Annotated in this window: 21 protein-coding genes; 17 read left to right on the top strand and 4 right to left on the bottom strand. The window is 37.9% G+C overall.

Going from position 1 to position 24878, the window contains the following annotated elements; genetic code table 11:
• The first annotated feature begins 120 nt into the window (after positions 1–120).
• Together J663_RS11695 and J663_RS11690 are read left to right on the top strand one after the other, a co-directional pair.
• Positions 121–2556, top strand: coding sequence for an LPS-assembly protein LptD (locus J663_RS11695; RefSeq protein WP_033849855.1), 2436 nt, complete (start codon positions 121–123; stop codon positions 2554–2556).
• Positions 2556–3866, top strand: coding sequence for a peptidylprolyl isomerase (locus J663_RS11690; RefSeq protein ID WP_033849853.1), 1311 nt, complete (start codon positions 2556–2558; stop codon positions 3864–3866). Before J663_RS11695 ends, J663_RS11690 begins: the two co-directional genes overlap by 1 nt.
• Before the next feature lie 119 nt (positions 3867–3985).
• Here J663_RS11690 and fba read toward each other — a convergent pair whose 3' ends face one another.
• From fba to J663_RS11675, 3 genes are all read right to left on the bottom strand, one after another.
• Positions 3986–5023 (bottom strand): class II fructose-bisphosphate aldolase, encoded by a 1038-nt coding sequence (gene fba / locus J663_RS11685; protein ID WP_033849851.1) that lies wholly within the window; start codon positions 5021–5023, stop codon positions 3986–3988.
• Positions 5024–5144: 121 nt separating this feature from the next.
• Positions 5145–5390, bottom strand: a complete 246-nt coding sequence (locus J663_RS11680; RefSeq protein ID WP_033849850.1) for a hypothetical protein — start codon at positions 5388–5390, stop codon at positions 5145–5147.
• A 123-nt stretch (positions 5391–5513) separates the two neighbouring features.
• Positions 5514–6701, bottom strand: coding sequence for a phosphoglycerate kinase (locus J663_RS11675; RefSeq protein ID WP_033849847.1), 1188 nt, complete (start codon positions 6699–6701; stop codon positions 5514–5516).
• 138 nt (positions 6702–6839) lie between these two features.
• On the opposite strand from J663_RS11675, the gene J663_RS11670 reads away from it, so the two are divergent.
• The 14 genes from J663_RS11670 to putP all read left to right on the top strand — a co-directional run bounded on the left by J663_RS11670 (position 6840) and on the right by putP (position 20455).
• Positions 6840–7223, top strand: a complete 384-nt coding sequence (locus J663_RS11670) for a DUF2237 family protein (protein ID WP_033849845.1) — start codon at positions 6840–6842, stop codon at positions 7221–7223.
• Positions 7223–7816, top strand: coding sequence for a Maf family protein (locus J663_RS11665; protein ID WP_033849843.1), 594 nt, complete (start codon positions 7223–7225; stop codon positions 7814–7816). Before J663_RS11670 ends, J663_RS11665 begins: the two co-directional genes overlap by 1 nt.
• A gap of 30 nt (positions 7817–7846) precedes the next feature.
• Positions 7847–9010 carry a cupin domain-containing protein gene (locus J663_RS11660; RefSeq protein ID WP_033849842.1) on the top strand — a complete coding sequence of 388 codons (1164 nt, stop codon included), beginning with the start codon at positions 7847–7849 and terminating at the stop codon, positions 9008–9010.
• 353 nt (positions 9011–9363) lie between these two features.
• The gene (locus J663_RS11655) at positions 9364–9927 is read left to right on the top strand and encodes a TetR/AcrR family transcriptional regulator (protein WP_002121343.1); all 564 of its coding nucleotides are present in this window, start codon (positions 9364–9366) and stop codon (positions 9925–9927) included.
• A 468-nt stretch (positions 9928–10395) separates the two neighbouring features.
• Entirely contained in the window at positions 10396–10707 is a 312-nt protein-coding gene (locus tag J663_RS11650; RefSeq protein WP_002121379.1) for an ArsR/SmtB family transcription factor, read from the top strand.
• Between the two features lie 408 nt (positions 10708–11115).
• The gene (sstT, locus tag J663_RS11645) at positions 11116–12318 is read left to right on the top strand and encodes a serine/threonine transporter SstT (protein ID WP_032012496.1); all 1203 of its coding nucleotides are present in this window, start codon (positions 11116–11118) and stop codon (positions 12316–12318) included.
• Positions 12319–12323: 5 nt separating this feature from the next.
• Positions 12324–13004, top strand: coding sequence for a YoaK family protein (locus J663_RS11640; protein ID WP_033849841.1), 681 nt, complete (start codon positions 12324–12326; stop codon positions 13002–13004).
• A 3-nt stretch (positions 13005–13007) separates the two neighbouring features.
• Entirely contained in the window at positions 13008–13544 is a 537-nt protein-coding gene (locus J663_RS11635; RefSeq protein ID WP_033849839.1) for a DUF2058 domain-containing protein, read from the top strand.
• Positions 13545–13906: 362 nt separating this feature from the next.
• On the top strand, positions 13907–15754 hold the full coding sequence (locus tag J663_RS11630) for an ABC transporter ATP-binding protein (protein ID WP_014206581.1): 1848 nt from the start codon (positions 13907–13909) through the stop codon (positions 15752–15754).
• Positions 15754–16194 carry a MaoC family dehydratase gene (locus J663_RS11625; protein WP_002121358.1) on the top strand — a complete coding sequence of 147 codons (441 nt, stop codon included), beginning with the start codon at positions 15754–15756 and terminating at the stop codon, positions 16192–16194. Before J663_RS11630 ends, J663_RS11625 begins: the two co-directional genes overlap by 1 nt.
• 108 nt (positions 16195–16302) lie before the next feature.
• Positions 16303–17328, top strand: coding sequence for an AraC family transcriptional regulator (locus J663_RS11620; protein WP_002121430.1), 1026 nt, complete (start codon positions 16303–16305; stop codon positions 17326–17328).
• Positions 17329–17365: 37 nt separating this feature from the next.
• Positions 17366–17740: a glycine cleavage system protein GcvH gene (gene gcvH / locus J663_RS11615; RefSeq protein WP_005069578.1), complete on the top strand. Its 375-nt coding sequence runs from the start codon at positions 17366–17368 to the stop codon at positions 17738–17740.
• 103 nt (positions 17741–17843) lie between these two features.
• The gene (locus J663_RS11610; RefSeq protein ID WP_081404717.1) at positions 17844–18551 is read left to right on the top strand and encodes an SIR2 family NAD-dependent protein deacylase; all 708 of its coding nucleotides are present in this window, start codon (positions 17844–17846) and stop codon (positions 18549–18551) included.
• Between the two features lie 413 nt (positions 18552–18964).
• Entirely contained in the window at positions 18965–20455 is a 1491-nt protein-coding gene (putP, locus tag J663_RS11605; protein WP_032052188.1) for a sodium/proline symporter PutP, read from the top strand.
• Positions 20456–20488: 33 nt separating this feature from the next.
• On the opposite strand, the gene J663_RS11600 is transcribed toward putP, so the two are convergent.
• Positions 20489–20977 carry an Lrp/AsnC ligand binding domain-containing protein gene (locus tag J663_RS11600; protein ID WP_004792785.1) on the bottom strand — a complete coding sequence of 163 codons (489 nt, stop codon included), beginning with the start codon at positions 20975–20977 and terminating at the stop codon, positions 20489–20491.
• Positions 20978–21101: 124 nt separating this feature from the next.
• Between J663_RS11600 and putA the strand changes: the two genes are divergently transcribed.
• Entirely contained in the window at positions 21102–24854 is a 3753-nt protein-coding gene (gene putA, locus J663_RS11595; protein WP_033849832.1) for a trifunctional transcriptional regulator/proline dehydrogenase/L-glutamate gamma-semialdehyde dehydrogenase, read from the top strand.
• Positions 24855–24878: the final 24 nt, after the last annotated feature.

Here is a 24878-nt window from a genome sequence, read left to right as displayed (position 1 = left end):
TTGCAATAAAATCTAAAACAAGCTGAGATTTTTGAAGGGTTAAGTGTAGCCACTTATAAACTTTTTCTCTATGATGCGACAATAATTAATTGTGAATTAGCATACTTGGTTAATGAGACAATGAAGCATCAGTTTAAATTTAATCCTTTAGCGACAGCTATTTTTACGCTCTTATGTGGCTCCATACAATCAAGTTATGCTGAGTCAACTGATGTTGTCTCCAATATAGACAATAATCAACTTAAAGCGAGCATTAAGGAAGCTTACCCAGGTCAAGAATTCTTTCAGCAATATTATGTTGATAAATCTGCACCTGAAGCTCAACTTCGTGACAATAAATATTTAAGCTCGGCATTTTGCCAAGGCACATGGGTTACACCAATTAACCCTGAAACCAAAGCTTTAGATGCCGACAAAGCGACTTCTGTCGTTACTGCTAACTACGGACATTACAACCCAGCGGGTGATTCTGTTTTAGAAGGTGATGTCGTTATTGATCAGGAAGGACGCACAGTTCGTGCTGACAAAGTAACGATTGATAAGACCCAAACCTTTGCGCATGCACAAGGTCGAGTACAGTTAGCTCAAGGCGGGTTACTTTCACAGAGTGATGAAATTAATTACAACCTAAAAACCCAAACCGGGAATTTAGACAATAGTTTTTATATTTCTGAACAGCAACACGCCCATGGTCATGCAGGAAAAATCGAAAGAACCTCACCAAACGTTATGGTTCTTAATGATGCAACCTATACGACTTGCCCACCAGGCCAAAAACCTGGTTGGAAAATCCAAGCCAATAAAATTGAGTTAAATCAGGAAACAGGACGCGGCGTAACTCGTGGAACAAAATTATATGTTAAGGACGTTCCTGTTCTAGCTGTTCCCTATTTTAACTTCCCGATTGACGACCGCCGTACTACAGGTATTCTTAACCCACAATTTGGTTTCTCAAACGATGGTGGTGTTGAGCTTTCTGTTCCAGTTTATTTAAATCTTGCACCTAACTATGATCTGACACTTACTCCGCGATATTTAGCAGACCGCGGTGCAATGCTAAAAGGTGAGTTTAGATATTTAACCGATGGCTTTGGTGCTGGTGAAATTTGGGGTGGCATCTTGCCATCTGACAAAGGTTATGATGACAAAGATCGTAAAGATTTCCATTTTTTACATAATTGGGATATCAATGATCAGTGGTCTACTAACCTCGAATATAACTATGCATCAGATAAAGATTATTTCTCTGACCTAGATAGTAACCCGAACTCCAAAACAGATCTTAACTTACGTAGAGCTTGGGAACTAAACTATCAACATGGTATTCCTGGTTTAAAAGCACAGCTTAAGGTGGAAGATTTCCAGACACTTGATCCTGAAGTTAAAGATGTCAATAAACCATACGCACGTTTACCACAATTCTTATTAAATTATGTCACTGGTAATCCACTAGGACTACAATACGAATTTAATAACGATACTGCTTACTTTAAGAAATCAATTAATGATGGTTCTGCTCAAGAAAGTAGTGGTACACGTATTTATAACCAGTTTGCAACGCGTTATAACTACCGTACACCAGCAGCATTTGTGATCCCTGAGGTCTCTGTACGTTCTATTCAAACGTTTTATGATAAAGACACTCAGTTAAATAATCCTGGCGGTTCTGAAAATAAATCAGTCGTTGTACCTCAATTCACGTTAGACACTGGACTGAACTTTGAACGTGATGGTAAGTATTTACAAACACTTACACCACGTGCTTTCTACGCTTACGCTCCATACAAAAATCAAGATGGTTATCCTAACTTTGACTCAACCACTGCGTCAGTAAGTTATGATCAATTATTTAACCCTTACCGTTTTTATGGTCATGACCGCCTAGAAGATAATAACTTTTTATCATTAGGTGTGAGCTATAGCCTCTTTGACACAGTAGGTTTAGAACGTTTACGAGCAAGTGTAGGCCAAAGTTACTATTTCGAAGACCGTCGTGTCACCTTACAACGACAACAAGATGAAATTGATACTGAGCGCAACACCGGTCCTGTGGTGAGTCTATCAAGCCAGCTTAACCAAAACTTTACCATTGCTGCCAACTCAGCTTGGATGTCAAATGGTGACAATGCTCAACGTGACTTCCAACTTTACTACACAGGTGATAAAGGAAATCTATATAACCTAGGCTATTTCTATCGTAAAGATATTCTTGGTCGTCAAGATACTTATGACCAAGTTGTTGCATCGTTTATACAACCAATTAAAGACAATTGGCGTATTATGGGCCACGTACAATATGACATGGATAATGATGTTGCCCGTGAACTCTTGCTAGGAGTTAACTATGAGTCATGTTGCTGGGGTATTTCTGTCTATGGCCGTTCATACTATAACGATCTAGACGATCCAAAATCTCCAGATGTTAGTGAAAAGCGCGCGATCATGGCCGAAATTACACTAAAAGGTTTAGGTGGTTTAAACAATAAACTCGCGTCTTTACTTGAAAATCGCGTTTTAGGTTTTAACAAAATTAATCAATCTTGGACACAACGTTAATGAAGACAAAGCATCTTAAACAGTTTTTTAAAGCAACTACACTTGCTGCCCTAATCTCTTCATCAATGCATAGTTTTGCCCAACCCGCTGATGAAGTTGTGGCAATTGTGGACAATAGCGTAATTTTAAAAAGCGATCTTCAACAAGGTATGGCTGAAGCAGCTCATGAACTGCAAGCTCAAAAGAAAGAAGTGCCACCTCAGCAATACTTGCAGTTTCAGGTATTAGATCAATTAATTTTGCGTCAAGCCCAACTTGAACAAGTTAAAAAATATGGCATTAAACCTGATGAAAAGAGCTTAAATGAAGCTGTACTTAAAGTAGCAGGTCAATCTGGCTCTAAAAGTTTAGAAGCTTTCCAGCAGAAGTTGGATGCTATGGCACCAGGAACTTATGAAAGTTTACGTGGCCGAATCGCTGAGGATTTAGCGATTAGCCGTTTGCGCCAACAACAAGTGATGTCTCGTATTAAAATTAGTGATCAAGATGTAGAAAACTTCTTAAAATCACCTCAGGGACAAGCTGCGTTAGGTAATCAAGCACATGTAATTCATATGCGCATTTCTGGTGACAATACACAAGAAGTTCAATCTGTAGCTCAAGAAGTGCGTTCAAAACTTGCGCAAAGTAATGATATAAATGCTTTGAAAAAACTTTCAACTGCAAATGTAAAAGTTGAAGGTGCTGATATGGGTTTCCGCCCACTTTCTGATATTCCTGCTGAACTTGCAGCTCGCATTACTCCATTACAAGATGGTCAAACGACTGACTTAGTTTCAGTACGTGATGGTGTACATGTTTTAAAGCTTCTTGAACGTAAACAAAATGAGCAAAAAGCTTTAGTCCCTCAATTTCAACCCCGCCACATTCTCATTCAACCATCTGAAGTAGTCACTCTTGAGAATGCTAAGCAAATTATTGATAACATCTATAAACGCTTAAAAGCTGGTCAAGATTTTGCAACACTTGCAGCAACCTATTCAAATGACACAGGTTCAGCACGTGATGGGGGAAGTTTGGGTTGGGTAACACCTGGAATGATGGTTCCTGAATTTGATAAAAAAATGCAGGAAATTCCTGTAGGTGAAATTAGCGAACCTTTCCAAACTCAGTTCGGCTGGCATATCTTACAAGTAACGGATAAACGTGAAAAAGATATGACGCATGAATATCAAGAGCGTATGGCACGTCAAATTTTAGGTGAACGCCAATTCAACACTGAAATTGATAGCTGGTTACGTGAAGTACGTGCAAATGCATATGTAGAAATCAAAGATCCAAGTCTAGACAAAAAGAACTTACAAAAGTAACTCTTTTTCTCTTTATTAAAACCTGTGTTTGTCACAGGTTTTTTTATGCATGAAATTTACCTAATAAAAAAACCGGTTATATAAATAACCGGTTCCTATAAATTAAACCCTGACGGGAATTATTTATAGCGATCAACCATTTTCTCTAAAGAAATCGGACGAATCTTGTCAGCATTTCCAGCTGTACCAAACGCTTCATAACGATCAATACAAATTTGCTTCATTGAATCTACAGTTTTAGCAAAGTATTTACGTGGATCGAATTCAGCTGGGTTTTCAGCCATAAACTGACGAATTGCACCAGTAGATGCTAAACGTAAGTCTGTATCGATATTGATCTTACGCACACCATGTTTAATTGCTTCTACAAGCTGTTCAACAGGTACACCATAAGTCTCTTTAATATCACCGCCAAACTCATTGATTACTTTCAACCACTCTTGCGGCACAGAACTTGAACCATGCATAACAAGATGAGTATTTGGTAATGCCGCATGAATTTCTTTAATACGGTCAATTGCCAAGATATCACCTGTAGGTGGACGAGTGAACTTGTAAGCACCATGTGAAGTACCTACAGCAATCGCTAATGCATCTACATTTGTATCGGCAACAAACTGAGTCGCTTCTTCAACAGAAGTAAGAAGTTGTGAGTGATCAAGTACACCTTCTGCCCCACCCCCTTCTTCCCCCCCAGCCATACCAGTTTCAAGGCTACCTAAACAGCCAATCTCACCTTCGACAGAAACACCACATGCATGTGCTAAAGCAACAACATTACGAGTTACATCAACGTTGTATTCGTAAGAAGTAGGTGTTTTACCATCTGTACCTAATGAACCGTCCATCATCACTGAGCTAAAGCCAAGCTGAATTGAACGCTGACAGATATCAGGGCTTGTTCCATGGTCTTGATGCATTACCACTGGAATATGTGGCCATTCTTCAATTGCAGCCAAAATAAGATGGCGTAAGAATGGAGCGCCTGCATATTTGCGAGCTCCAGCTGATGCTTGAACAATTACAGGTGAATTGGTTGCATCCGCGGCAAGCATAATTGCACGCATTTGTTCTAAGTTATTTACGTTAAATGCTGGTACGCCGTAGTTATGTTCAGCAGCGTGATCCAAGAGCTGGCGCATTGAAATGAGTGCCATAATATCCTCCCAGGTAGTGCGGCTTATTCTACCCTGTCATTTATTTCAATTCAGCAACAAATCACAGTATTTCAAAAAAAATCCCTGCATTTGCAGGGATTTTTTAACAAAAAACAACAAATTAATGTGTTTCTGAAGCAGCAGCCTCACTTGGCACACTACCTTCAACCACATCTGTATTCTTTTCATCTAGGACTGGCTTATCAATCGCATCAATTGCTGCTTGTTGCTCAGGGGTTACTTTTTCAGAAACAGCAGTAGATGCAGCTGATTCTTGCCCCGCTTGAGATGCGTCATCTTTCTTAGCACAAGCAGTCAACATCATCGGTACAATTAACATAGCAGCAAATGTAAGCTTTAAATTCATCACTATTTTCCACAGTTGGTGATTTAATACTCGACATTTTATTGCAAATATATGACAGTTTAATGACTTATCAATGAAAAAGGGATTGGTTACCCAATCCCTTCTTATTTTTATATAACAGTATTAAGCACGTTCAAGCAAAACAGCAACTGCTGGCAATGTTTTTCCTTCAACAAACTCAAGGAATGCGCCACCACCTGTAGAAATATAACCAATTTGATCAGCTACGTTATATTTATCAATCGCAGCTAATGTATCTCCACCACCAGCAATCGAGAATCCTTCAGATTGAGCAACCGCAAGAGAAAGCGCTTTAGTACCTTCACCAAATTGATCTACCTCAAATACACCTACTGGACCATTCCAAAGGATTGTTTTTGATGTTGTTAAAATATTAGCAAATGCTTTAGCTGTTTCTGGACCAACGTCTAAAATCATATCATTTGCAGTCACATCTTCTACTTTCTTCACAACAGCTTGAGCTGCTGCTAAAGAACCTAAGAAATCTTCAAAATTAATTTGCGATGCATCAGCAACTACAACATCTGTAGGAAGTGGAACACTTACTTTAGCAGCAATTTGTTTAGCAGTTTCAACCAAGTCAGCTTCATATAATGATTTACCAACGTTAAAACCAGCAGCTGCTAAGAATGTATTTGCAATACCGCCACCAACGATCAGTTGATCACAGATACTAGAAAGTGAGTTTAAAACATCGAGTTTAGTTGAAACTTTAGAACCAGCAACAATTGCAACCATTGGTTTTTCAGGAGTTTGCATTGCACGGCCTAGTGCATCTAACTCAGCAGCCAACAAAGGACCAGCAGCAGCAACTGGAGCGAAACGAGCTACACCTTCAGTAGATGCTTCTGCACGATGAGCAGTACCAAATGCATCCATAACAAATACGTCACATAATGCAGCATATTTTTGAGCGAGCTCTGAATTATTTTTCTTTTCGCCATGGTTAAAGCGTACATTTTCAAGCAATACAACTTGACCAGCTTCAACTTCAACGCCTTCTAAATAATCTGATAATAATTTAACTTCTTGGCCCAATACTTCTGTTAAATAAGCAGCAACTGGTGCAAGTGATTGTTCTGGCTTTGGCTCACCTTCAACAGGACGACCTAGATGTGAACATACCATGACTGCTGCGCCTTTATCTAAAGCAGCTTTAATGGTTGGTAATGCTGCACGTAAGCGAGCATCGCTAGTAATCACACCATTTTTGACAGGAACGTTTAAATCTTCACGAATAAGGACACGTTTGCCTGTTAAGTTAAGGTCAGTCATACGCTGAAAATTCATGTAAAGCTCTCTTTATGATTTTAAAAACGCGCCAATTTTAAATGATTACATCAAAAAAGGTTAGTTTTTTTGCATAAAAGCTGTAGAAAGCCCCAGTTTTGATTATGATAGAGGTAGTTATTTGATATTTCACCCATTATGTCTATTCATCCAGATCCACAAATCAATCGCTTAAATGTTTTAGGGGAACCTTTAGCAAGTTGTTGCTTTGACCCTATTACAGGCTATTTTAGAAATGGTTTCTGCCACACTGCACTAACAGACCTTGGTCAACACACCGTATGTGCACAAATGACCTCTGATTTCTTAAATTTTTCTCAGAAAATTGGTAATGATCTTATTACTCCTTTACCAGAAGTAGGCTTTCCTGGCTTAAAACCGGGTGATTTCTGGTGTATCTGCGTAACTCGCTGGGTAGAGGCTTATCAAGCTGGTGAAGCGCCTCCTATTAAAATACATGCATGTCATCAAGCTGTATTAAGCTATGTACCTTTAGATGTATTAATGGAATTTGCAGTGTGATGGTTCAGCCACAAATTATTTTGGCTTCGAGTAGTCAAACTCGCAAAGACTTAATGGACCGTATTGGAATTAATTATATTTGTATTAGTCCCGATATTGATGAAAGTCCTCGCGATGAAACCCATGCCGATGAACTTGCAAAAAGGCTCGCTTTCACAAAAGCTCAGGTAATTGCTGAACAGAACCCATCAGCCATCGTTATTGGTTCAGATCAAGTTGCTTGGCGAGAACATGCCCCGCATGACTTTATTGGCAAACCGATGACTAGTGAAAATGCTAAAGCACAACTAGCCGAGAATTCTGGTCGAACTGTTTTTTTTAGTACAGCGCTTAGCGTGCAATGGCTCGATAGAAACTTTGAACAAACGCTCGTTGAACATTATCAAGTTAAATTTCGAAACCTGAATCAAGCTGAAATTGAACGTTACGTTTTATTAGATCAGCCACTACATTGCGCAGGTAGCTTTAAGTGCGAAAGTTTAGGAATTAGCTTGTTTGAAAAAATGATAGGCCAAGACCAGACCACACTTATGGGTCTTCCTATGATTCAACTTTGCCATATTTTGAGGCAACTTGATCTACAAATTCCTTAATTCTAGATATTTTATAAATAGGTTATTTCCATGACAGAACCTTTAACAGTTTTAGGCGGCATTACTGCCGAGCAATTTTTAGCAGAGTATTGGCAGAAAAAACCTTTACTGGTGCGTAACGGATTGCCAGAGATTGTAGGTCTTTTACAACCACAGGATGTGCAAGAACTTGCTTTGGAAGAACATGCAAGTGCCAGACTGATTCGCCAAAAAGATAAAAATCCAAATGAATGGCACGTAAAGTCTTCACCTTTAACCAAAGGCGACTTTCAAAAGCTACCAAAATTATGGTCAATTTTAGTACAGGCAGTAGACCACTACTCTTTTGATCTTTCTGAACTTTGGAAAAAATTTCCTTTTATTCCTCAATGGCGCCGCGACGATATTATGGTGTCTTATGCACCTAAGGGTGGTTCAGTTGGGAAACATTTCGATTTTTATGATGTGTTTTTAGTTCAGGGTCATGGTCATCGTCGCTGGCAGCTAGGTCAAATGTGCGATGTAAATACTACATTTGTACCCAATCAACCATTAAAACTTTTGCCAGAAATAGATGTGCAATTTGATGAAGTTTTAGCACCAGGTGATTTACTATATGTTCCACCTGGAATGGCACATTATGGGGTTGCCGAAGATGACTGCTTAACTTTCTCATTTGGCTTTCGCATGCCAAACATTGCAGGAATGATGGAACGCATTAGCGATCAATTTTCAGCCAATACTTTACTTCAAAATCCTGTTATAGACATCGCACGCAAACAAATGAGTCAAATTGGTGAAATTAACTCAACTGAACTAAGCTATCTAAAAGACTTAGTTTTAGCTCAGTTGCAAGACTCTGCAGCACTTGATGCAGCAATCATGTCTTATATGAGCGAATCTAAATATCCAGATAATATTCCAGAACCTGATGAGATCGAAGCCGATGATCTTCAAGAGATCTTACATGAAGGTTATGAAGTTCTATTAGAACCTGCCTCTCGCCTACTTTATACAGAAAATAACGGAATTCTAAACTTCTGGGGAAATGGCGAAGCGCTATGTATAGCTGAAACTTTCGCACCAAAATTAAAAGCTATTGCTGATGGAGAAAGCTTAGCTTTCGATAGCGAATTTAATGAGCTTGAAATCCTTGAAAATGTTGCTTACTTACTCAATGAATCTATTTTGATGCTTTTGCCACCTTCAGAGTAAGAAACTTAATAAAAGTGGACTTTTCAAAGCAACGGGAAGTCCACTTTTAAATTGGCCGACAAACTCAAAAATAAATTTGTTTTTTGTTTACTAATTTTCCTTTTTAAATTTTAAAATCGACTTATCGCAAAAATATTGGAGTTAAAAGATTTTGGAAAAGGAAGTATAATTATTTAAATATATAGCCTAAAACTCTTTACCATTCCCTTAAAAGTAAAACTTCAGCGTTTAAAAAAATAATATCTTTTTTCTATCAATAACAAACAATACCTTGTAAAATTAAATTATCTAGATTCTCATTGATAAAGATCACCGTTCAAGCTAATAGCAATTCATTTGTGAGAGGCTAAAATATGTCGAAAAAAGATGACATTATTAATACCGCATTAAGACTTTTTAACTCGTATAGCTATAATTCTATAGGTGTAGATCGCATCATTAATGAATCTGGCGTTGCAAAAATGACTTTCTATAAGCATTTTCCATCAAAAGAAAAATTAATTGAAGAGTGTCTACTTCTTCGAAATACGCTTCTACAAAACTCTCTTACTTCTGCCTTATCAAAACATGATGAGTTAGACCCTCTTGCGAGAATTAAAGCAGTATTTTTATGGTATTCCGACTGGTTTAATAGCGAAGATTTTAATGGCTGTATGTTTCAAAAAGCTTTGGAAGAGGTTTTAAAACAATATCCTTCAACACATCAACCTGCCACTTTGTATAAAGCTTGGTTGACCCAACTCATGCAAAATCTTCTTAACCAGTATGATGTAAAAGAGCCAGTTCCCCTATCTTTACTACTCGTTAATATTTTGGAAGGTATGACCATACAGGCTCAAGTCGAGCATGGTTCAATAAAAATTAATGATTACTGGACTCGAGTAGAAAAATTAATCGATTTCGAAAGAGCAGCATAAAAATAAAGCGTGATATTCTTCTTCTTATATTTAATGATTCTTCTTATGTATCACGCTGCGTCTGAAAGTCATTTTGGTTCACAATTAGACGTTTTTTTCGACCTTACTGAACCAAAATATACAGACCTGTCTGTACAAAACAGATTATATATTTAAAAAATAAAAACTCAATCCTTTTTTATGATTTGTCTCAAGATAAATTAGATTTAACTATTTATTGGATGCAAATTGGAATTATTTTAGGTTGACTTCGTTTCACTTATACTTAACAATTACACTTATAACACAAAGCAACATTTTAGACACAAAAGAAATACAAATAGTTGTTTTTAATTAGAAAGGCTACTTATTTATCAATTCCCCTTATATTGCTTTTCAACAAAAACAATTGGATTGATTAGTTTTGCTACATTCATTTTCATAAGATCAATCTATACTATGCCCGCTATATTGATATAGGTATAAAGTATGAAAGATGGACTCCAAATTGAAGAAATGAAAAATGCGGCTGATTCAGTCGTTGGAATTCTTAAATCTTTGGCTAATACAGATCGTTTATTAATTTTATGTCACTTAGCTTATGAGGAGTTAAATGTTTCTCAAATTGAAGAGAAGACCCAAATTACCCAGCCCACTCTTTCACAGCAGCTTATGATGCTACGCAAAAGTGACGTTGTATCAACTCGTCGTGATGGCAAGCAAATTTTTTATTCAATTAAGGATGACAATATGCATTCAATTTTAAATACGCTTCATCAGCTGTACTGTGCAAGTAAATAATATTTTTTAAATTATAAATTTATAATAATAGTAGTAACTTCCTGAAATATGCGATTTTTCAGCTTGAAAGCTTAGAGTCCAATCCAAGCACAAAGTTTTGAAAATTCGCGTAGCTTTTCTAAAAAGCTCAACCACATTTAACTTTTTGCCACTCTATTTTCTTTAGCCTATTCCATGCGTTCACAGCTTTTTGATATACCTCGTTTTTTAATGAGCAATTAACAAGCAAAACCACCAACTACAAAATTAAAAATATCAAATTAAGATCAATAAAAACAAATATTTAATATTACCATTAATTATAAATACTTATAGGTGCTATAAAAAAGCTTAAGATTCACATCACTTAAGTATAAAATACTCCGCTTGTTCAACCTTTAGCCATGATTAGGTTAATAAGGCCTTTATATGCTTGCATTCTTTTCTCGATTAAGCTTAGTCACTAAGATTATTATCGCCATTATTCTAGGGATAGGCGTTGCATTACTATTTCCGAACGTTACGCCTTACTTAAGTTTATTTGGTGAGCTTTTCATTAAAGCCTTAAAGTCGGTTGCCCCTATTTTAGTTTTTGTATTGGTGCTTTCTTCTATTGCCAACTTCCAAGTGGGTCATAGCGCCAATTTACGCCCAATCATGATTCTATATGTAGCAGGTATGTTGCTTGCAGCTTTCACAGCGGTGATTGTCAGTCTTTCTTTTCCAAGCACATTATTCCTCAATACAGTTTCACATAATGATTTACAAGCACCTGGTAGTCTCGCAGATATATTAAAAAACTTGCTCTTAAGCTTTATTGCAAACCCTGTTCAAGCAATTAGTGAAGCCAACTTTATTGGTATTTTAGCTTGGGCAATTGGCCTAGGTTTAGCTATGCGTCATAGCTCAGACACCACAAAACAAGTGATGCAGGATGTTTCACATGCTGTAAGTGCTATTATTCATAAAGTAATTGCTTTTGCACCAGTCGGTATTTTCGGATTAGTTGCAGTGACTTTTGCCGATGCCGGTCTTGCAACACTTGAAAGCTATGCACAATTATTAGTGGTATTGTTAGGTACCATGTTCTTTGTTGCTTTAGTTATCAATCCTATTCTAGTTGCCCTTACTATACGTGGAAATCCATACCCTCTCGTATTTAAGTGTCTAAAAGAAAGTGGTATTACAGCTTTCTTTACTCGAAGCTCAGCAGCAAACATTCCAGTTAACTTAGATTTGGCAGAGCGTTTAGGTGTTAACCCATCTACAGCTAGTGTGTCTATTCCTTTAGGTGCAACAGTAAATATGGCAGGGGGAGCAGTCACGATTACTGTACTGACATTAGCTACAGTACATACGCTTGGTATTCATGTTGATTTTGCGACAATGGTTATTTTATCAGTTGTTGCTACTGTTTCAGCTTGTGGTGCTTCTGGTGTTGCTGGTGGTTCTTTACTACTTATTCCTGTAGCTTGTAGTCTATTTGGTATTTCAACAGAAATTGCGATGCAAGTTGTAGCGGTTGGTATGATTATCAGTGTATTGCAAGACTCTACAGAGACAGCCCTTAACTCATCTACAGATGTATTATTTACTGCAGCTGTAGATATTCGCTCTAAACAAACGTCTTAATCAAAATGCCATTTCAACGTCTACCAAACTGGTTCCAACTTGGAGCCTTTTTGCTGGCATTTAATGCCGGAATGATTAATGTCTTAGGGTTAATTACTCTTTTGCATCAATCTATTTCACATATGACTGGCAACGTTAGTATGCTGGCTATGAGTTTGGTAGAGTGGCAACCAGAACATATCATTTTTTTACTTCTGGTGATTATTTGTTATGTTTGCGGTTCATTTTATAGTGGTTTTATTTTAGGTAGCAGTCATTTTCGACTAGGTCGTCGTTATGGCTTACCTTTGAGCCTTGTTGCCTTATTCATTTTCCTTTGCTGGCTATTGCTTCCTTATTTTCCACGCTATGGATTATTATGGGCTTGTACGGCAATGGGGTTACAAAATGCGATGGTAAGCCACTACAAAGGAACAATTATTCGCACTACCCATCTATCTGGTGTGCTGACTGATATTGGTTTAGCACTTGGGTATAAAGCCAGAGGCTTAATTGTAGAAAATCGTCGTATTGTTTTACATTTACTTATTCTTGCTGGCTTCCTGCTGGGTGGAATTCTTGCCGCTTCAGTACATCCATATTTGAAACTACAATCATTTTTATTGCCAGCAATTCTAAGCTTAGCCTTAAGTATTTCTTACTGGATAGTTTATCTCTATAGTACTTCAACTTCACACAAGGACTAAGACATGGTTAAAAATGCCTTACAAGCACAGCTATTAAAAGCTGGTTTAGTTGATAATAAAAAAGCAAAAAAATTAACAAAGCAAGCTCATCACGAACAACGTCTTGGGCTAAGCAATGAAGCTGAAATCAAAGCAAATATTGAAAAAGCTCAACAAGAAAAGTTAGCTAAAGATCAGGCTTTAAATTTAGAAAAACAGAAACAGCTTGAAGAAAAAGCACTTAAAGCATCAATCATTCAGATGATTAAGCAGCACAAGATTACTGATTTTGCTGGGGATGTGGCTTATCAATTTATTGATGAAAATAGAATCAAAAAAGTGTATTTATCTCAGCAAGTTTATAATGCACTTGTTGCAGGTAGCCTAGTTATTGCTAAAGATCAAGATCAATACGCCTATCTTCCAAAAGCTTTAGGTGAAAAAATTGATAAAAAAATGCAAGGTTTCATTTTAATAAATAATGCGGAAAAAAACAAAAAAGCCACTGATGAGGAAGATCCATATGCAGCATATGTTATTCCAGACGACCTAATGTGGTAATACAATACTTAGGCCTTTAGGATATAGATCTAAAGGTCTTTTCTAATTAATGTATAGCTGTAATAATTTAACAGATGTTCAAAATACTAATAAAAAATACTTAAAGAATAAATTCCTTCACCCTTTATCTATTAATCTCGATATAATGAATAATATTTTTAGTCCTCGCGACGTTCTTGAGATTTCTTCGAGTCTCCATTTTTGCGTCATGTATTAATTTAAGACGTACAACATTATCAGTTCATGTGTATTTGCATATATTCACAAGATCGAGACCCTAAGTGATATTGATCTAACTGACTTTTTGCAAATTAAATTGCAAAGATTTAATTAAGTGGCTTTTGTGTCAAAGGTAGTAATTCATGCTGAAGTGGTTTGAAAAACTTGTAGATCCCTACCCAACTAAAGGTTTAGATGAACCTTTACCGACTCGTTTTTTCCCATTTGTGTGGCAAGCTACGGAAGGCCTACGCCCTTATTTATTCTTACTCATTCTTTTTACAGCAGGTGCTGCAAGCTTTGAAGCCTTACTTTTTTCAAAGATTGGACAACTCGTAGACTGGTTAAGTAAAAGTCATCCGGAAAGCTTTTTAAGTCAGCATGCTACTGATTTACTCATTTTGATTGCGGTCTTATTTACCAACATCTTTTTTGTAAATATTCAATCTATTATCAAACATCAGATTTTATATAGCACCTTCCCAATGCGTTTGCGCTGGCGTTTCCATAATCTTTTATTGAAACAAAGCTTAGACTTTTTCCATAACGACTTTGCAGGACGACTTTCTGCGAAGGTTATGCAAACAGCATTAGCAATCCGTGAGTTCTGGATTATTTTGGGTGACATGTTGGCCTACGTCAGCATTTACTTTATTACGGTCAGCATTGTTCTTGGCGCAATTTCACCAATTTTACTTATTCCACTTTTAGTTTGGTTAAGCCTATTTTTATTAAGCGCATGGTTCTTTATCCCCCGCTTAAGTAAAGTTTCTCAGCAACAAGCCGATGCTAGAGCAATCATGACGGGCCGTGTAACAGATGCATACACCAACATCCAAACGGTAAAGCTATTTGCCCATGCTGGTCGTGAAAGCCAATACGCAAAAGCATCTATGAAAGAGTTTATGACTACAGTCTATGCTCAAATGCGCTTAGGTACCCTCTTTGAAGTCAGCATTAATATGTTGTCTGCTGTTTTGTTTGTAGGTGTAATTGGTACCTCTGTTTGGCTATGGACCCAAGGTTTAGCAGCATTAGGTGTAATCGCAGCAACTACTGCAATGATTTTAAAACTTAATAGTATGGCTGAATTTATGATGTGGCATATGTCAGCCTTATTTGAAAATGTTGGAACCATTCAAGATGGTATGCAAACATTAGGTAAAAAAATCAATATTCAAGACAAACCAGATGCGAAACCACTTGCAGTGACCAAAGGTGAGATTGTATTTAAAGATGTAAGCTTTGCTTATAACAATAAAAATGTGATTGATCACTTCAACTTGCATATTAGAGCAGGCGAAAAAATAGGAATTGTGGGCCGTTCTGGCGCAGGAAAGTCTACGCTAATTCAGTTGCTTTTACATTTTTACCATCTTAAGCAAGGTGCTATTTTAATTGATGGCCAAAACATCGAAGATGTAACTCAAGATAGTCTAAGAGCTAATATTGCTTTAGTTACTCAAGATACGTCTTTATTACATCGCTCAGTTGCAGAAAATATTAAATATGGTCGCCCTGATGCCTCTGATGCAGACATGGAGAATGCTGTAAATAAAGCCAAAGCTGCTGAATTTATTCCGCAATTAGTTGATTTAAAAGGACGTAGTGGTTATAACGCTCAAGTAGGTGAACGTGGTGTTAAACTTTCTGGTGGTCAAAGACAGCGTATTGCTATTGCACGTGTTTTCTTAAAAGATGCTCCTATTCTTATTTTAGATGAAGCAACTAGTGCATTAGACTCGGAAGTTGAAGCAGCAATCCAGTCAAGTTTAAATGACCTGATGGTTGATAAAACCGTTATTGCAATTGCACACCGTTTATCTACTATTGCACAAATGGACCGTTTAATCGTTCTTGATGAAGGTCGAATTGCTGAGCAAGGAACTCATGAAGAGTTAATTGCGCAAAATGGTATATACGCACAGTTATGGAAACGTCAAACAGGCGGTTTCCTAATTGAACAAAAAGTATTACAGGGTCAAGATTAATGCTTTATTTAGAAGATTTGAAAATTGGTGATCGTTTCATTAGCCGTGAATATGAAATTACCTTAGATGAAATCAAAAAATTCGCAAGCTCCTATGACCCTCAACCCTTCCATATAGATGAAGAACAAGCGAAGCACGATCCAATTTTTCAAGGAATTGCTGCTAGCGGTTGGCATACTTCTGCAATTACTATGCGGTTATGGACGGAATGTATGCCGATTCATGGTGGCCTGATTGGTTCAGAGTCTAGCTTACGGTGGCCACGCCCTACTCGACCAGGTGATAAAATTCATGTGGAAGCCGAAATTTCAGCGATCACACCATCCAAAACAAAATTAGATCGTGGTATTGTAAGTTACGTTACGCAAGCCTTAAATCAAAATGGCGACGTATTACTTATTTCAACAACAAAAATTGTTGTCTTTAAAAAGAATGTTTAAAACATGGTTGATATGATTGTCTAACAGTTTTTATAAACTCAGATTATATTTCATGACAAGATGTGTAAGAAATGCATGTGACAAATTGATGAGAGCAATGGAACGCATATGAAAATTACCTCAGCTCGTCAAGATCAAGGTATTCCGGGTGTCTATGGCTTATTGCTATTAGATGTTGTTTCACGTTGGGGATATAACGATGAAACATTATTTGCTCCATTTCATCTTACTAGTGAGCAACTGGCCGATCCTGATTATCGTATTTCTACACCTGTAGCAAATGAACTGGTTAAACACGCGCTTAATTTAACTGGTGAAACCACGTTGGGGTATCATCTTGGTACTCAAATGCGTATTTCGATTCATGGCTTCATTGGCTATGCAATTATGACAGCCAAAGACATTACTGAAGCAATTGCCCTTGCAGCACGCTTTATTCAACTACGACTACCTTTTTTACAACTCTATTTTTCAACGTTTGGGCCTAAAGCAACCCTACAATTACAGTGTGACATCGAACTTGAACCTCTAAGAACAGAAATCGTTTTAGGTTTGACCATTGGCATCATGAGTATGGCTAAAGCGATTACGGGTATCGAAGATTTAGCTGGTGATGTAGATTTGGACTTTCCTGAACCAGAAGGCTTTGAAAAGTATAGAAATAAACTAAGCAGCACAATTCGCTTCAACCAGCCACATCTGATTTCAAGTTTTGATAAAAAATACTTAGGAATTAAATTAGTTAATGCTGATCCTATCGCAAGTCAGGTTGCTATTAATCAGTGCGAAGCCGAACTTTCCGCTTTAGGTGAGCGCCGTCGCTTAGCAATGCGAGTTCGTGATATTTTAAGTAATTCTGAACAACATTATTTAAGCATTGAAAATGTAGCTGAATGTCTACACATGTCAGACCGCACACTAAAGCGCCAATTAGCGGCTGAAGGAACTTCATTTTCTACATTGGTTGATGAAGTGCGCTATCGACATGCAACATCTCTACTTTCACGTACAGATTATAGTCTTGAACAAATTGCAGATGAACTTGGCTATTCAGACGTTGCAAATTTTAGCCGTGCTTTTAAACGCTGGAGTGGCCGTAGCCCAAGCAACTGGCGTAAAGACCCATACTTATAATGTTTAAAACTATTGGACACAAGCTTAAGGAGTTACCATGAATCATCCTTCTGAACTGAAGTATGCACGTACACATGAGTGGGTAAAGATTGAGGGTGATCTTGTTATTACAGGGATTACCGATCATGCACAAGATGAACTTGGCGATTTGGTTTACGTTGAAACTCCGGAAGTTGGGAGTAAAGTTACTGCTGGCGAACAAGCTGGTGTGGTTGAATCAGTAAAAACTGCTTCTGACATCCATGCTCCTGTTTCAGGCACTGTAGTAGAAGTAAATACTGACCTTGAAGATGATCCTGATTTTGTAAATGACGATCCATATGGAAAAGGCTGGATTTATAAAATCAAACCAGACAACATTGCAGATGTTGAAAAACTTTTAACAAATGCAGAATATGAAGCTGGCTTATAAAAGATAGCTATAGCTTTTCATATTTAATAAAAACCAGTTTAGTCTTAAACTGGTTTTTTTCTTTATCTATTCAAAATCTATTCAAATTCAGTTTTACGAATCGGTGACTTCTATGACAAAGCTTGTTGTATTCTCTGGCGCTGGCATGAGTGCTGAAAGTGGAATTAGCACTTTTCGTGACAGTAATGGTCTATGGGAAAATTACGACATCCAACAAGTTGCCACACCTGAAGCATGGCAAAAGAACCCTGCTCTAGTTCAACGCTTTTATAATGAGCGACGTAAAAATATTTTAGAGGCTGAACCCAACGAAGCTCATCACTATATTGCCAAACTACAAGACTACTTTGACGTACAAGTGATTACTCAAAATATTGATGATTTACATGAACGGGCTGGAAGTTCTAACGTTTTACATTTGCATGGAAATATTCGTTTAGCGAAAAGCTCTGGCCCGAATACACAATTTACAACACAGTTTTACCATATTAATGGTTGGAAGCTAGATTTAGAACAAGACTTTTGCCCAGATGGCTATCCCCTGCGTCCACATGTAGTCTGGTTCGGTGAAGCTGTCCCTGCCTATGAAGAAGCAATTCAATTAGTACAGAGTGCAGATATTTTTATTGTGATCGGCTCGACATTAAGCGTATATCCAGTTGCAGCTTTAGTTCATGAAATTTCAAATCAATGTAAAGCCTACTATATAGACCCAAATGCGGATCATCTGCGTGTTCCTCACCAATATGAATTATTAAAGATGTCAGCGACTCAAGGAATGCATAGACTTTTTGAAAATTTAATCGGCTAATTGCTATTTTTAGACACTAAATAAACCCAACGTGCATAAAAAAAATTATTAACTGAACAAAAAATTGTCGATTTTTTTAACTTTATTCTAAATTTCTATAAATTTTTTTTGACCAATAGCCTATTTATAACTCAATATCGATTTATTTTTTTTAGAAAATGACATTTTTTTGCTGAAAAAATTTAAAAAAATAAATATTAAAAAATTATAAGTTAATGATTAATATTATAATTTTATATCCTTAAAATCAATTTATTTTAATTTACACAAAGATACAAAAGTACAATATAAAAATAACAGTGCAAAAAAAATCTTTTGTGGTTGAATCTCAACCTCTTGGATGCCGTACAAGAAAACAGCGACCTGGATTAGGTTACAATCACGGATTATGGATATAAGGACACACATCCATTATGAGTTATTTTGATCCCACCCTCATCATGTTTATGGTGTACATCGTAGCAATGGTACTTATCGGCTTATTTGCCTACCGTGCTACAAGCGACTTCTCAGATTATATTCTCGGTGGTCGTCGTTTAGGCAGTTTCGTAACTGCATTATCCGCAGGCGCATCAGACATGAGTGGTTGGCTGCTCATGGGTTTACCGGGCGCGATTTATCTTTCTGGTTTATCTGAAGCGTGGATTGCAATTGGTCTTATTATCGGTGCTTGGCTTAACTGGCTACTGGTTGCTGGTCGATTACGCGTTCATACTGAAGTCCAAAATAATGCACTCACGTTGCCAGATTATTTTACAAGTCGTTTTGACGATCAGAAAAAAGTACTTCGTATTTTCTCTGCCGTTATCATCTTGGTTTTCTTCGCAATTTATTGTGCTTCAGGCATGGTAGCAGGCGCCCGTTTATTTGAAAATTTATTCGGAATGTCATACACCACTGCTATTTGGCTCAGCGCAATTGCAACCATCAGTTATGTTTGTATCGGTGGATTCTTAGCGATTAGCTGGACAGATACATTCCAAGCTGGCCTAATGATTTTTGCTTTGTTATTAACACCAATCGTAACTTATCTTGCAATTGGCGATACAACACAATTTGTGACACTCATTGAAACTGCTCGTCCACATGCATTCAATATTATTTCAGATTTAAGTGTAGTGGCAGTTTTATCTTCCATGGCATGGGGTTTGGGTTACTTTGGTCAACCACATATCCTTGTACGTTTCATGGCTGCTGACTCTGTAAAATCAATTCCTGCTGCGCGCCGTATTGGTATGACTTGGATGATTTTATGTTTAGCTGGTGCAGTCGGTGCTGGTTTCTTCGGTATTGCTTACTTTGAGCAACACCCTGAACTAGCAGCAGTTGTAAGCAAAAACCCTGAAACAGTATTTATGGAATTGACTAAAATCTTATTCAATCCATGGATTGTAGGTATCATTTTGGCTGCAATTTTAGCAGCCGTGATGAGTACATTGAGCTGTCAGCTTTTGGTATGTTCAAGTGCATTAACAGAAGATTTATACAAAGGTTTCATTCGTAAGAATGCATCTCAGAAAGAGCTTGTATGGGTTGGCCGTGTTATGGTTCTTGCGATTGCTGTTCTTGCGATTGCTCTTGCTGGTAACCCAGACAGTAAAGTTCTTGGCCTTGTTGCTTATGCATGGGCTGGTTTCGGTGCTGCATTTGGTCCGCTTATCATCTTGTCATTATTCTGGAAACGTATGAATTTACAAGGTGCTTTAGCAGGTATGATCGTTGGTGCAGTTGTAGTGATTGGCTGGAAAAACCTTTTCGCAGACACAGGTGTTTACGAGATTATTCCAGGCTTTATCCTTGCATTTATCAGTATCATTGTAGTGAGTCTTTTAACTAAAGCGCCAAATACAACAGTAACTGGACGCTTCGAAAAAGCAGATGAACTCTACAAAGAAAGCGTATAATTCATTGAAATAAATCAAGGGGCTTCGGCCCCTTTATTTATTTTTGGTTTTAATTTTAATTTTTGAAGTATCTTTTACAACTTGCATGACGGGATAACTACGAGTCTCTTTTACCCCCGGCAATTGCCACAGCACCTGCCCTGCAATACGTCTAAATTCTTCCATACTGCCACTTCGTAATTTAATTAAAAAATCAAAGCCACCGCTCACCATATGACATTCAACAATTTCTGGATAGTGAACCACAGCATCAATAAACTCATCTAAAACATTAGGTGTGGTTTTATCTAGTAATACTTCAACGAACACCAAAAAATTTGCGTTTAACTTAACCGGATTTAATTTAGCTTCATATCCTAAGATGAATTCATCTTTCGTTAATTTTTGAACTCGGGCCATCACTGCTGTTGGTGACAAGTTAACAAGTTCCGCCAATTTACTATTAGAAATTCGCCCATCTGTTTGAAGAATATCCAAAATTTTTAAATCAGTGCGGTCAAGGCTTAAAATTGGGCCATTCATCTGAATTTTCCTCTAAAAAATGGGCTAAATATAGTGAGTTATTCGGTGTTTCTTCTGTAATGATAAATTATCTAAACCTCTCTACTCAAGATGAGTTTACGAGAGCTGGTTGGCGGAAACAGATATGAACACAATGGATACTTTTCATCAAATGGATAAATCTCACCAAGGCTATATCACCGAATTCAACGATAAAAGTGAGTTTGAACAACGCATCAATACAGCTTGGCGACGTGCTGAACCAGAAGCGGTAGAAGAGCTATTACAAGCTGCTGCGGTATCTGATGATTTAGATCATAAAATTTATGACCTAGCTTTTAATCTTGCTAATAATTTACGTGAACGCAAGACCTCTTCGGGTAAAGCAGGTATTGTTCAAGGGTTATTACAAGAATTCTCTCTTTCTTCACAAGAAGGCGTGGCGCTCATGTGTCTAGCCGAAGCTTTGCTTCGTATTCCAGACTCAGCAACACGTGATTTGCTTATTCGAGATAAAATCAATCAAGGTAACTGGAAAGAACATGTTGGCCAAAGCAGCTTAATGTTTGTAAATGCTGCTGCATGGGGCCTTATGTTAACTGGTAAGCTCATGGAAACTCCAAAGCAAACCAGTCTTTCAAGTGTACTTACTGGCCTTTTAGCACGCAGTGGACGTGGCATCATTCGTAAAGCTGTTGACGTTGCAATGCGTATGATGGGTGAACAGTTTGTGACTGGTGAAACCATTGAAGAAGCTGTAGACCATGCGAAAGTACTCGAAGACAAAGGTTTCCGCTATTCTTACGATATGTTAGGTGAAGCAGCCTTAACCGAACATGATGCTGAACGCTACTTTAACGATTATACACAAGCCATTCATGCAATTGGCAAAGCGTCTAATGGAAAAGGCGTTTATGATGGCCCGGGCATTTCAATTAAGCTTTCTGCTTTACACCCTCGTTATCAACGCGCGCAAATTGAACGTGTTCATCAAGAACTTTACGGCAAAGTATTTGAACTCGCTCGTTTGGCTAAAAAGTACAATATTGGCTTAAATATCGATGCTGAAGAATCAGAACGTTTAGAAATTTCTCTTGAGTTACTAGAACGTCTTTGCTTCGAGCCAGAACTTGCAAACTGGAAAGGTATTGGCTTCGTTATTCAAGCTTACCAAAAACGCTGTTTCTTCGTGGTTGATTATATTATTGACCTTGCTAAACGCAGCCAAAAGCGTCTCATGATTCGTCTTGTGAAAGGTGCATATTGGGATAGCGAAATTAAGAAAGCGCAAATCGAAGGTATGGATGACTACCCTGTCTTTACTCGTAAAGTACATACTGATTTATCTTATATCGCATGTGCTAAAAAATTACTTGCAGCGCCAGAGTTCATCTATCCGCAATTTGCCACTCATAATGCTCAAACATTGGCAACGATCTATCATTTAGCGGATCCAAGCAAATATTATGCTGGTCAATATGAATTCCAATGCTTACATGGCATGGGTGAACCGCTTTATGAACAAGTTGTTGGTCCACGCGAGCAAAATAAATTAGGCGTGCCATGCCGTATTTATGCACCCGTTGGTAACCATGAAACTTTGTTAGCTTATTTAGTTCGTCGTTTACTCGAAAATGGCGCGAATACTTCATTCGTTAACCGTATTGCCGATAAAACACTTAAAGTTGAAGACCTTATCCAGTCTCCAATTTACGATATTCGTCATGCAGCTAAGCTTGAAGGTTCAGTTGGTTTAAAACATCCATCAATTCCACTACCTTTAGATATGTACGGAACACTTCGTAAAAACTCTAAAGGTTATGATTTAGCAAACGATACTCCACTCGCTGCTTTAGACAGCACAGCTCAAGAATTACGTAATCGTATTTGGCAAAGTTATCCATTATTGGCAAATAACGATTCATTAGAGCAAGGTCATTCTGTTGCAATTACAAACCCAGCACAAAATGATGAAATTGTTGGTTATGTGCAAGAAGCTGATCTTAAGCATGTTGAAATTGCGCTTAATGCAGCTGAACAAGCTCAGTCAGAATGGTCAAATACGCCTAAAGAACAGCGTGCTCAACACTTAAAACATGCAGCTGACCTAATGGAAAGCCGCATTCAAGAGTTGATGGTATTACTTTGCCGTGAAAGTGGGAAAACTTATGCCAATGCGATTGCAGAAGTTCGTGAAGCTGTAGATTTCTTACGTTATTACGCAACTCAAGTTGAGAATCTTCCTGCAAATACAGCTATTCAGCCTTTAGGTACTGTACTTTGTATTAGCCCGTGGAACTTCCCTCTTGCAATTTTCTCTGGCCAAATTGCTGCAGCATTAGTCAGTGGTAACTGCGTTATTGCTAAACCTGCTGAACAAACCCCATTAATCGCAGCTCAAACAGTTCAGATTTTATGGGAAGCTGGTATTCCACATGGTGCTGTACAGCTACTTCCTGGCCGCGGTGAAACAGTAGGTGCTCAGCTTAGCCAAGATAGTCGTATTGATGGCATCATGTTTACTGGTTCGACTGAAGTTGCAAAAATTTTACAGAAAACCGTTGCGAAACGTTTATCCGAAAATGGTCAATCTATTCCTCTGATTGCAGAGACTGGCGGTCAAAACGCAATGATTGTGGACTCATCAGCATTAACTGAACAAGTCGTACTTGATGTTGTAAGTTCTGCTTTTGATAGCGCGGGTCAGCGTTGCTCTGCTTTACGTATTTTATGTGTACAAGAAGACAGTGCTGCAACCGTTATTAAAATGCTTAAAGGTGCAATGCAGCAGTTGATTGTAGGTAACCCTGCGATTTTAAAAACTGACATTGGTCCTGTTATTGATGACGAAGCAAAACAGACGATTGATCAACACATCCAAAAAATGAAGTCGAAAGGCTATCCAGTACATCAGTTGATGTTTGGTTCAACAAGCCAGAATGAACTGGATAAAGGAACCTTTGTTGTACCAACAGCAATTGAACTCCCTAACCTTGATGACTTGCAACGCGAAGTCTTTGGTCCAGTTTTACACATCATTACCTATAAGTATGGTGAGCTTGAGCAGTTGATCTCACGCATTAATGCCAAAGGTTATGGTTTAACAATGGGTCTACATACCCGTATTGATGAAACCATCCAAACAGTCATTCAACATGCAGAAGTGGGTAACCTTTATATCAACCGCAATATTGTTGGTGCTGTCGTTGGTGTACAACCATTCGGTGGTGAAGGTTTATCTGGTACAGGCCCGAAAGCTGGTGGTCCGCTTTACATGTATCGCTTGATGCAGCAGTGTTCAAACAAAGTATTGGCAACACCATTTGCTATGAAGAATGAGCAAACTGCTTTTGAAGGCTTTAACCGTGAGGTTTATCAGAGCTTACAAAATTGGGCGAAACAGCATTTACCGCAAGCAAATCGTGATATCGAACCATTTGGTGTTGGTAAATTCTATGAGTTACAAGGCCCTACTGGGGAAAGTAACCAATATATTATTTTGCCACGTCATCGTGTTCTTTCTATCGCTGACACAGAACAGAATCAGTTGCATCAATTGCTCGCAATTTTTGCAGTAGGTAGCCAAGCAGCAGTAATGCCAAATAGCCCATTATTGGCAAAATACAAACAAACTTTGCCAAAAGATGTACTTGCAGCAATTACTACGGTTAAAAATATCGCATCAGATGATTTTGATGCAGTTTTACATCATGGTAACCGTGAAGAAATCTTCTCATTACAACAAGAAGTTGCTACGCGTTCTGGCGCAATTGTTGGTATTACTCACGTTGAGCCGAATGAGAATATTCCACTTGAGCGTTTAGTGATTGAACGTGCAATTAGTGTGAATACAGCTGCAGCTGGTGGTAACGCAAGCTTAATGACAATGACTGATTAATATATAACTTTCTAAAAAGCCCAA

Source organism: Acinetobacter sp. 826659 (assembly GCF_000588515.1).
GTDB lineage: Bacteria > Pseudomonadota > Gammaproteobacteria > Pseudomonadales > Moraxellaceae > Acinetobacter > Acinetobacter pittii.
Note: the sequence above shows the minus strand (reverse complement) of the source record. Positions and strands in the feature narration are given on the sequence as shown.

Excerpts from the sequence above, each read along its gene's own strand:
- J663_RS11625 (WP_002121358.1), top strand. The coding sequence starts at position 15,754 with ATGCTTTATTTAGAAGATTTGAAAATTGGTGATCGTTTCATTAGCCGT.
- J663_RS11650 (WP_002121379.1), top strand. The coding sequence starts at position 10,396 with ATGAAAGATGGACTCCAAATTGAAGAAATGAAAAATGCGGCTGATTCA.
- J663_RS11665 (WP_033849843.1), top strand. The coding sequence starts at position 7,223 with ATGGTTCAGCCACAAATTATTTTGGCTTCGAGTAGTCAAACTCGCAAA.
- J663_RS11675 (WP_033849847.1), bottom strand. The coding sequence starts at position 6,701 with ATGAATTTTCAGCGTATGACTGACCTTAACTTAACAGGCAAACGTGTC.
- J663_RS11695 (WP_033849855.1), top strand. The coding sequence starts at position 121 with ATGAAGCATCAGTTTAAATTTAATCCTTTAGCGACAGCTATTTTTACG.
- J663_RS11660 (WP_033849842.1), top strand. The coding sequence starts at position 7,847 with ATGACAGAACCTTTAACAGTTTTAGGCGGCATTACTGCCGAGCAATTT.
- J663_RS11600 (WP_004792785.1), bottom strand. The coding sequence starts at position 20,977 with ATGAATGGCCCAATTTTAAGCCTTGACCGCACTGATTTAAAAATTTTG.
- J663_RS11620 (WP_002121430.1), top strand. The coding sequence starts at position 16,303 with ATGAAAATTACCTCAGCTCGTCAAGATCAAGGTATTCCGGGTGTCTAT.
- putP (WP_032052188.1), top strand. The coding sequence starts at position 18,965 with ATGAGTTATTTTGATCCCACCCTCATCATGTTTATGGTGTACATCGTA.
- J663_RS11630 (WP_014206581.1), top strand. The coding sequence starts at position 13,907 with ATGCTGAAGTGGTTTGAAAAACTTGTAGATCCCTACCCAACTAAAGGT.
- J663_RS11690 (WP_033849853.1), top strand. The coding sequence starts at position 2,556 with ATGAAGACAAAGCATCTTAAACAGTTTTTTAAAGCAACTACACTTGCT.
- J663_RS11680 (WP_033849850.1), bottom strand. The coding sequence starts at position 5,390 with ATGAATTTAAAGCTTACATTTGCTGCTATGTTAATTGTACCGATGATG.
- sstT (WP_032012496.1), top strand. The coding sequence starts at position 11,116 with ATGCTTGCATTCTTTTCTCGATTAAGCTTAGTCACTAAGATTATTATC.
- J663_RS11635 (WP_033849839.1), top strand. The coding sequence starts at position 13,008 with ATGGTTAAAAATGCCTTACAAGCACAGCTATTAAAAGCTGGTTTAGTT.
- gcvH (WP_005069578.1), top strand. The coding sequence starts at position 17,366 with ATGAATCATCCTTCTGAACTGAAGTATGCACGTACACATGAGTGGGTA.
- J663_RS11670 (WP_033849845.1), top strand. The coding sequence starts at position 6,840 with ATGTCTATTCATCCAGATCCACAAATCAATCGCTTAAATGTTTTAGGG.
- J663_RS11640 (WP_033849841.1), top strand. The coding sequence starts at position 12,324 with ATGCCATTTCAACGTCTACCAAACTGGTTCCAACTTGGAGCCTTTTTG.
- fba (WP_033849851.1), bottom strand. The coding sequence starts at position 5,023 with ATGGCACTCATTTCAATGCGCCAGCTCTTGGATCACGCTGCTGAACAT.
- putA (WP_033849832.1), top strand. The coding sequence starts at position 21,102 with ATGAACACAATGGATACTTTTCATCAAATGGATAAATCTCACCAAGGC.
- J663_RS11655 (WP_002121343.1), top strand. The coding sequence starts at position 9,364 with ATGTCGAAAAAAGATGACATTATTAATACCGCATTAAGACTTTTTAAC.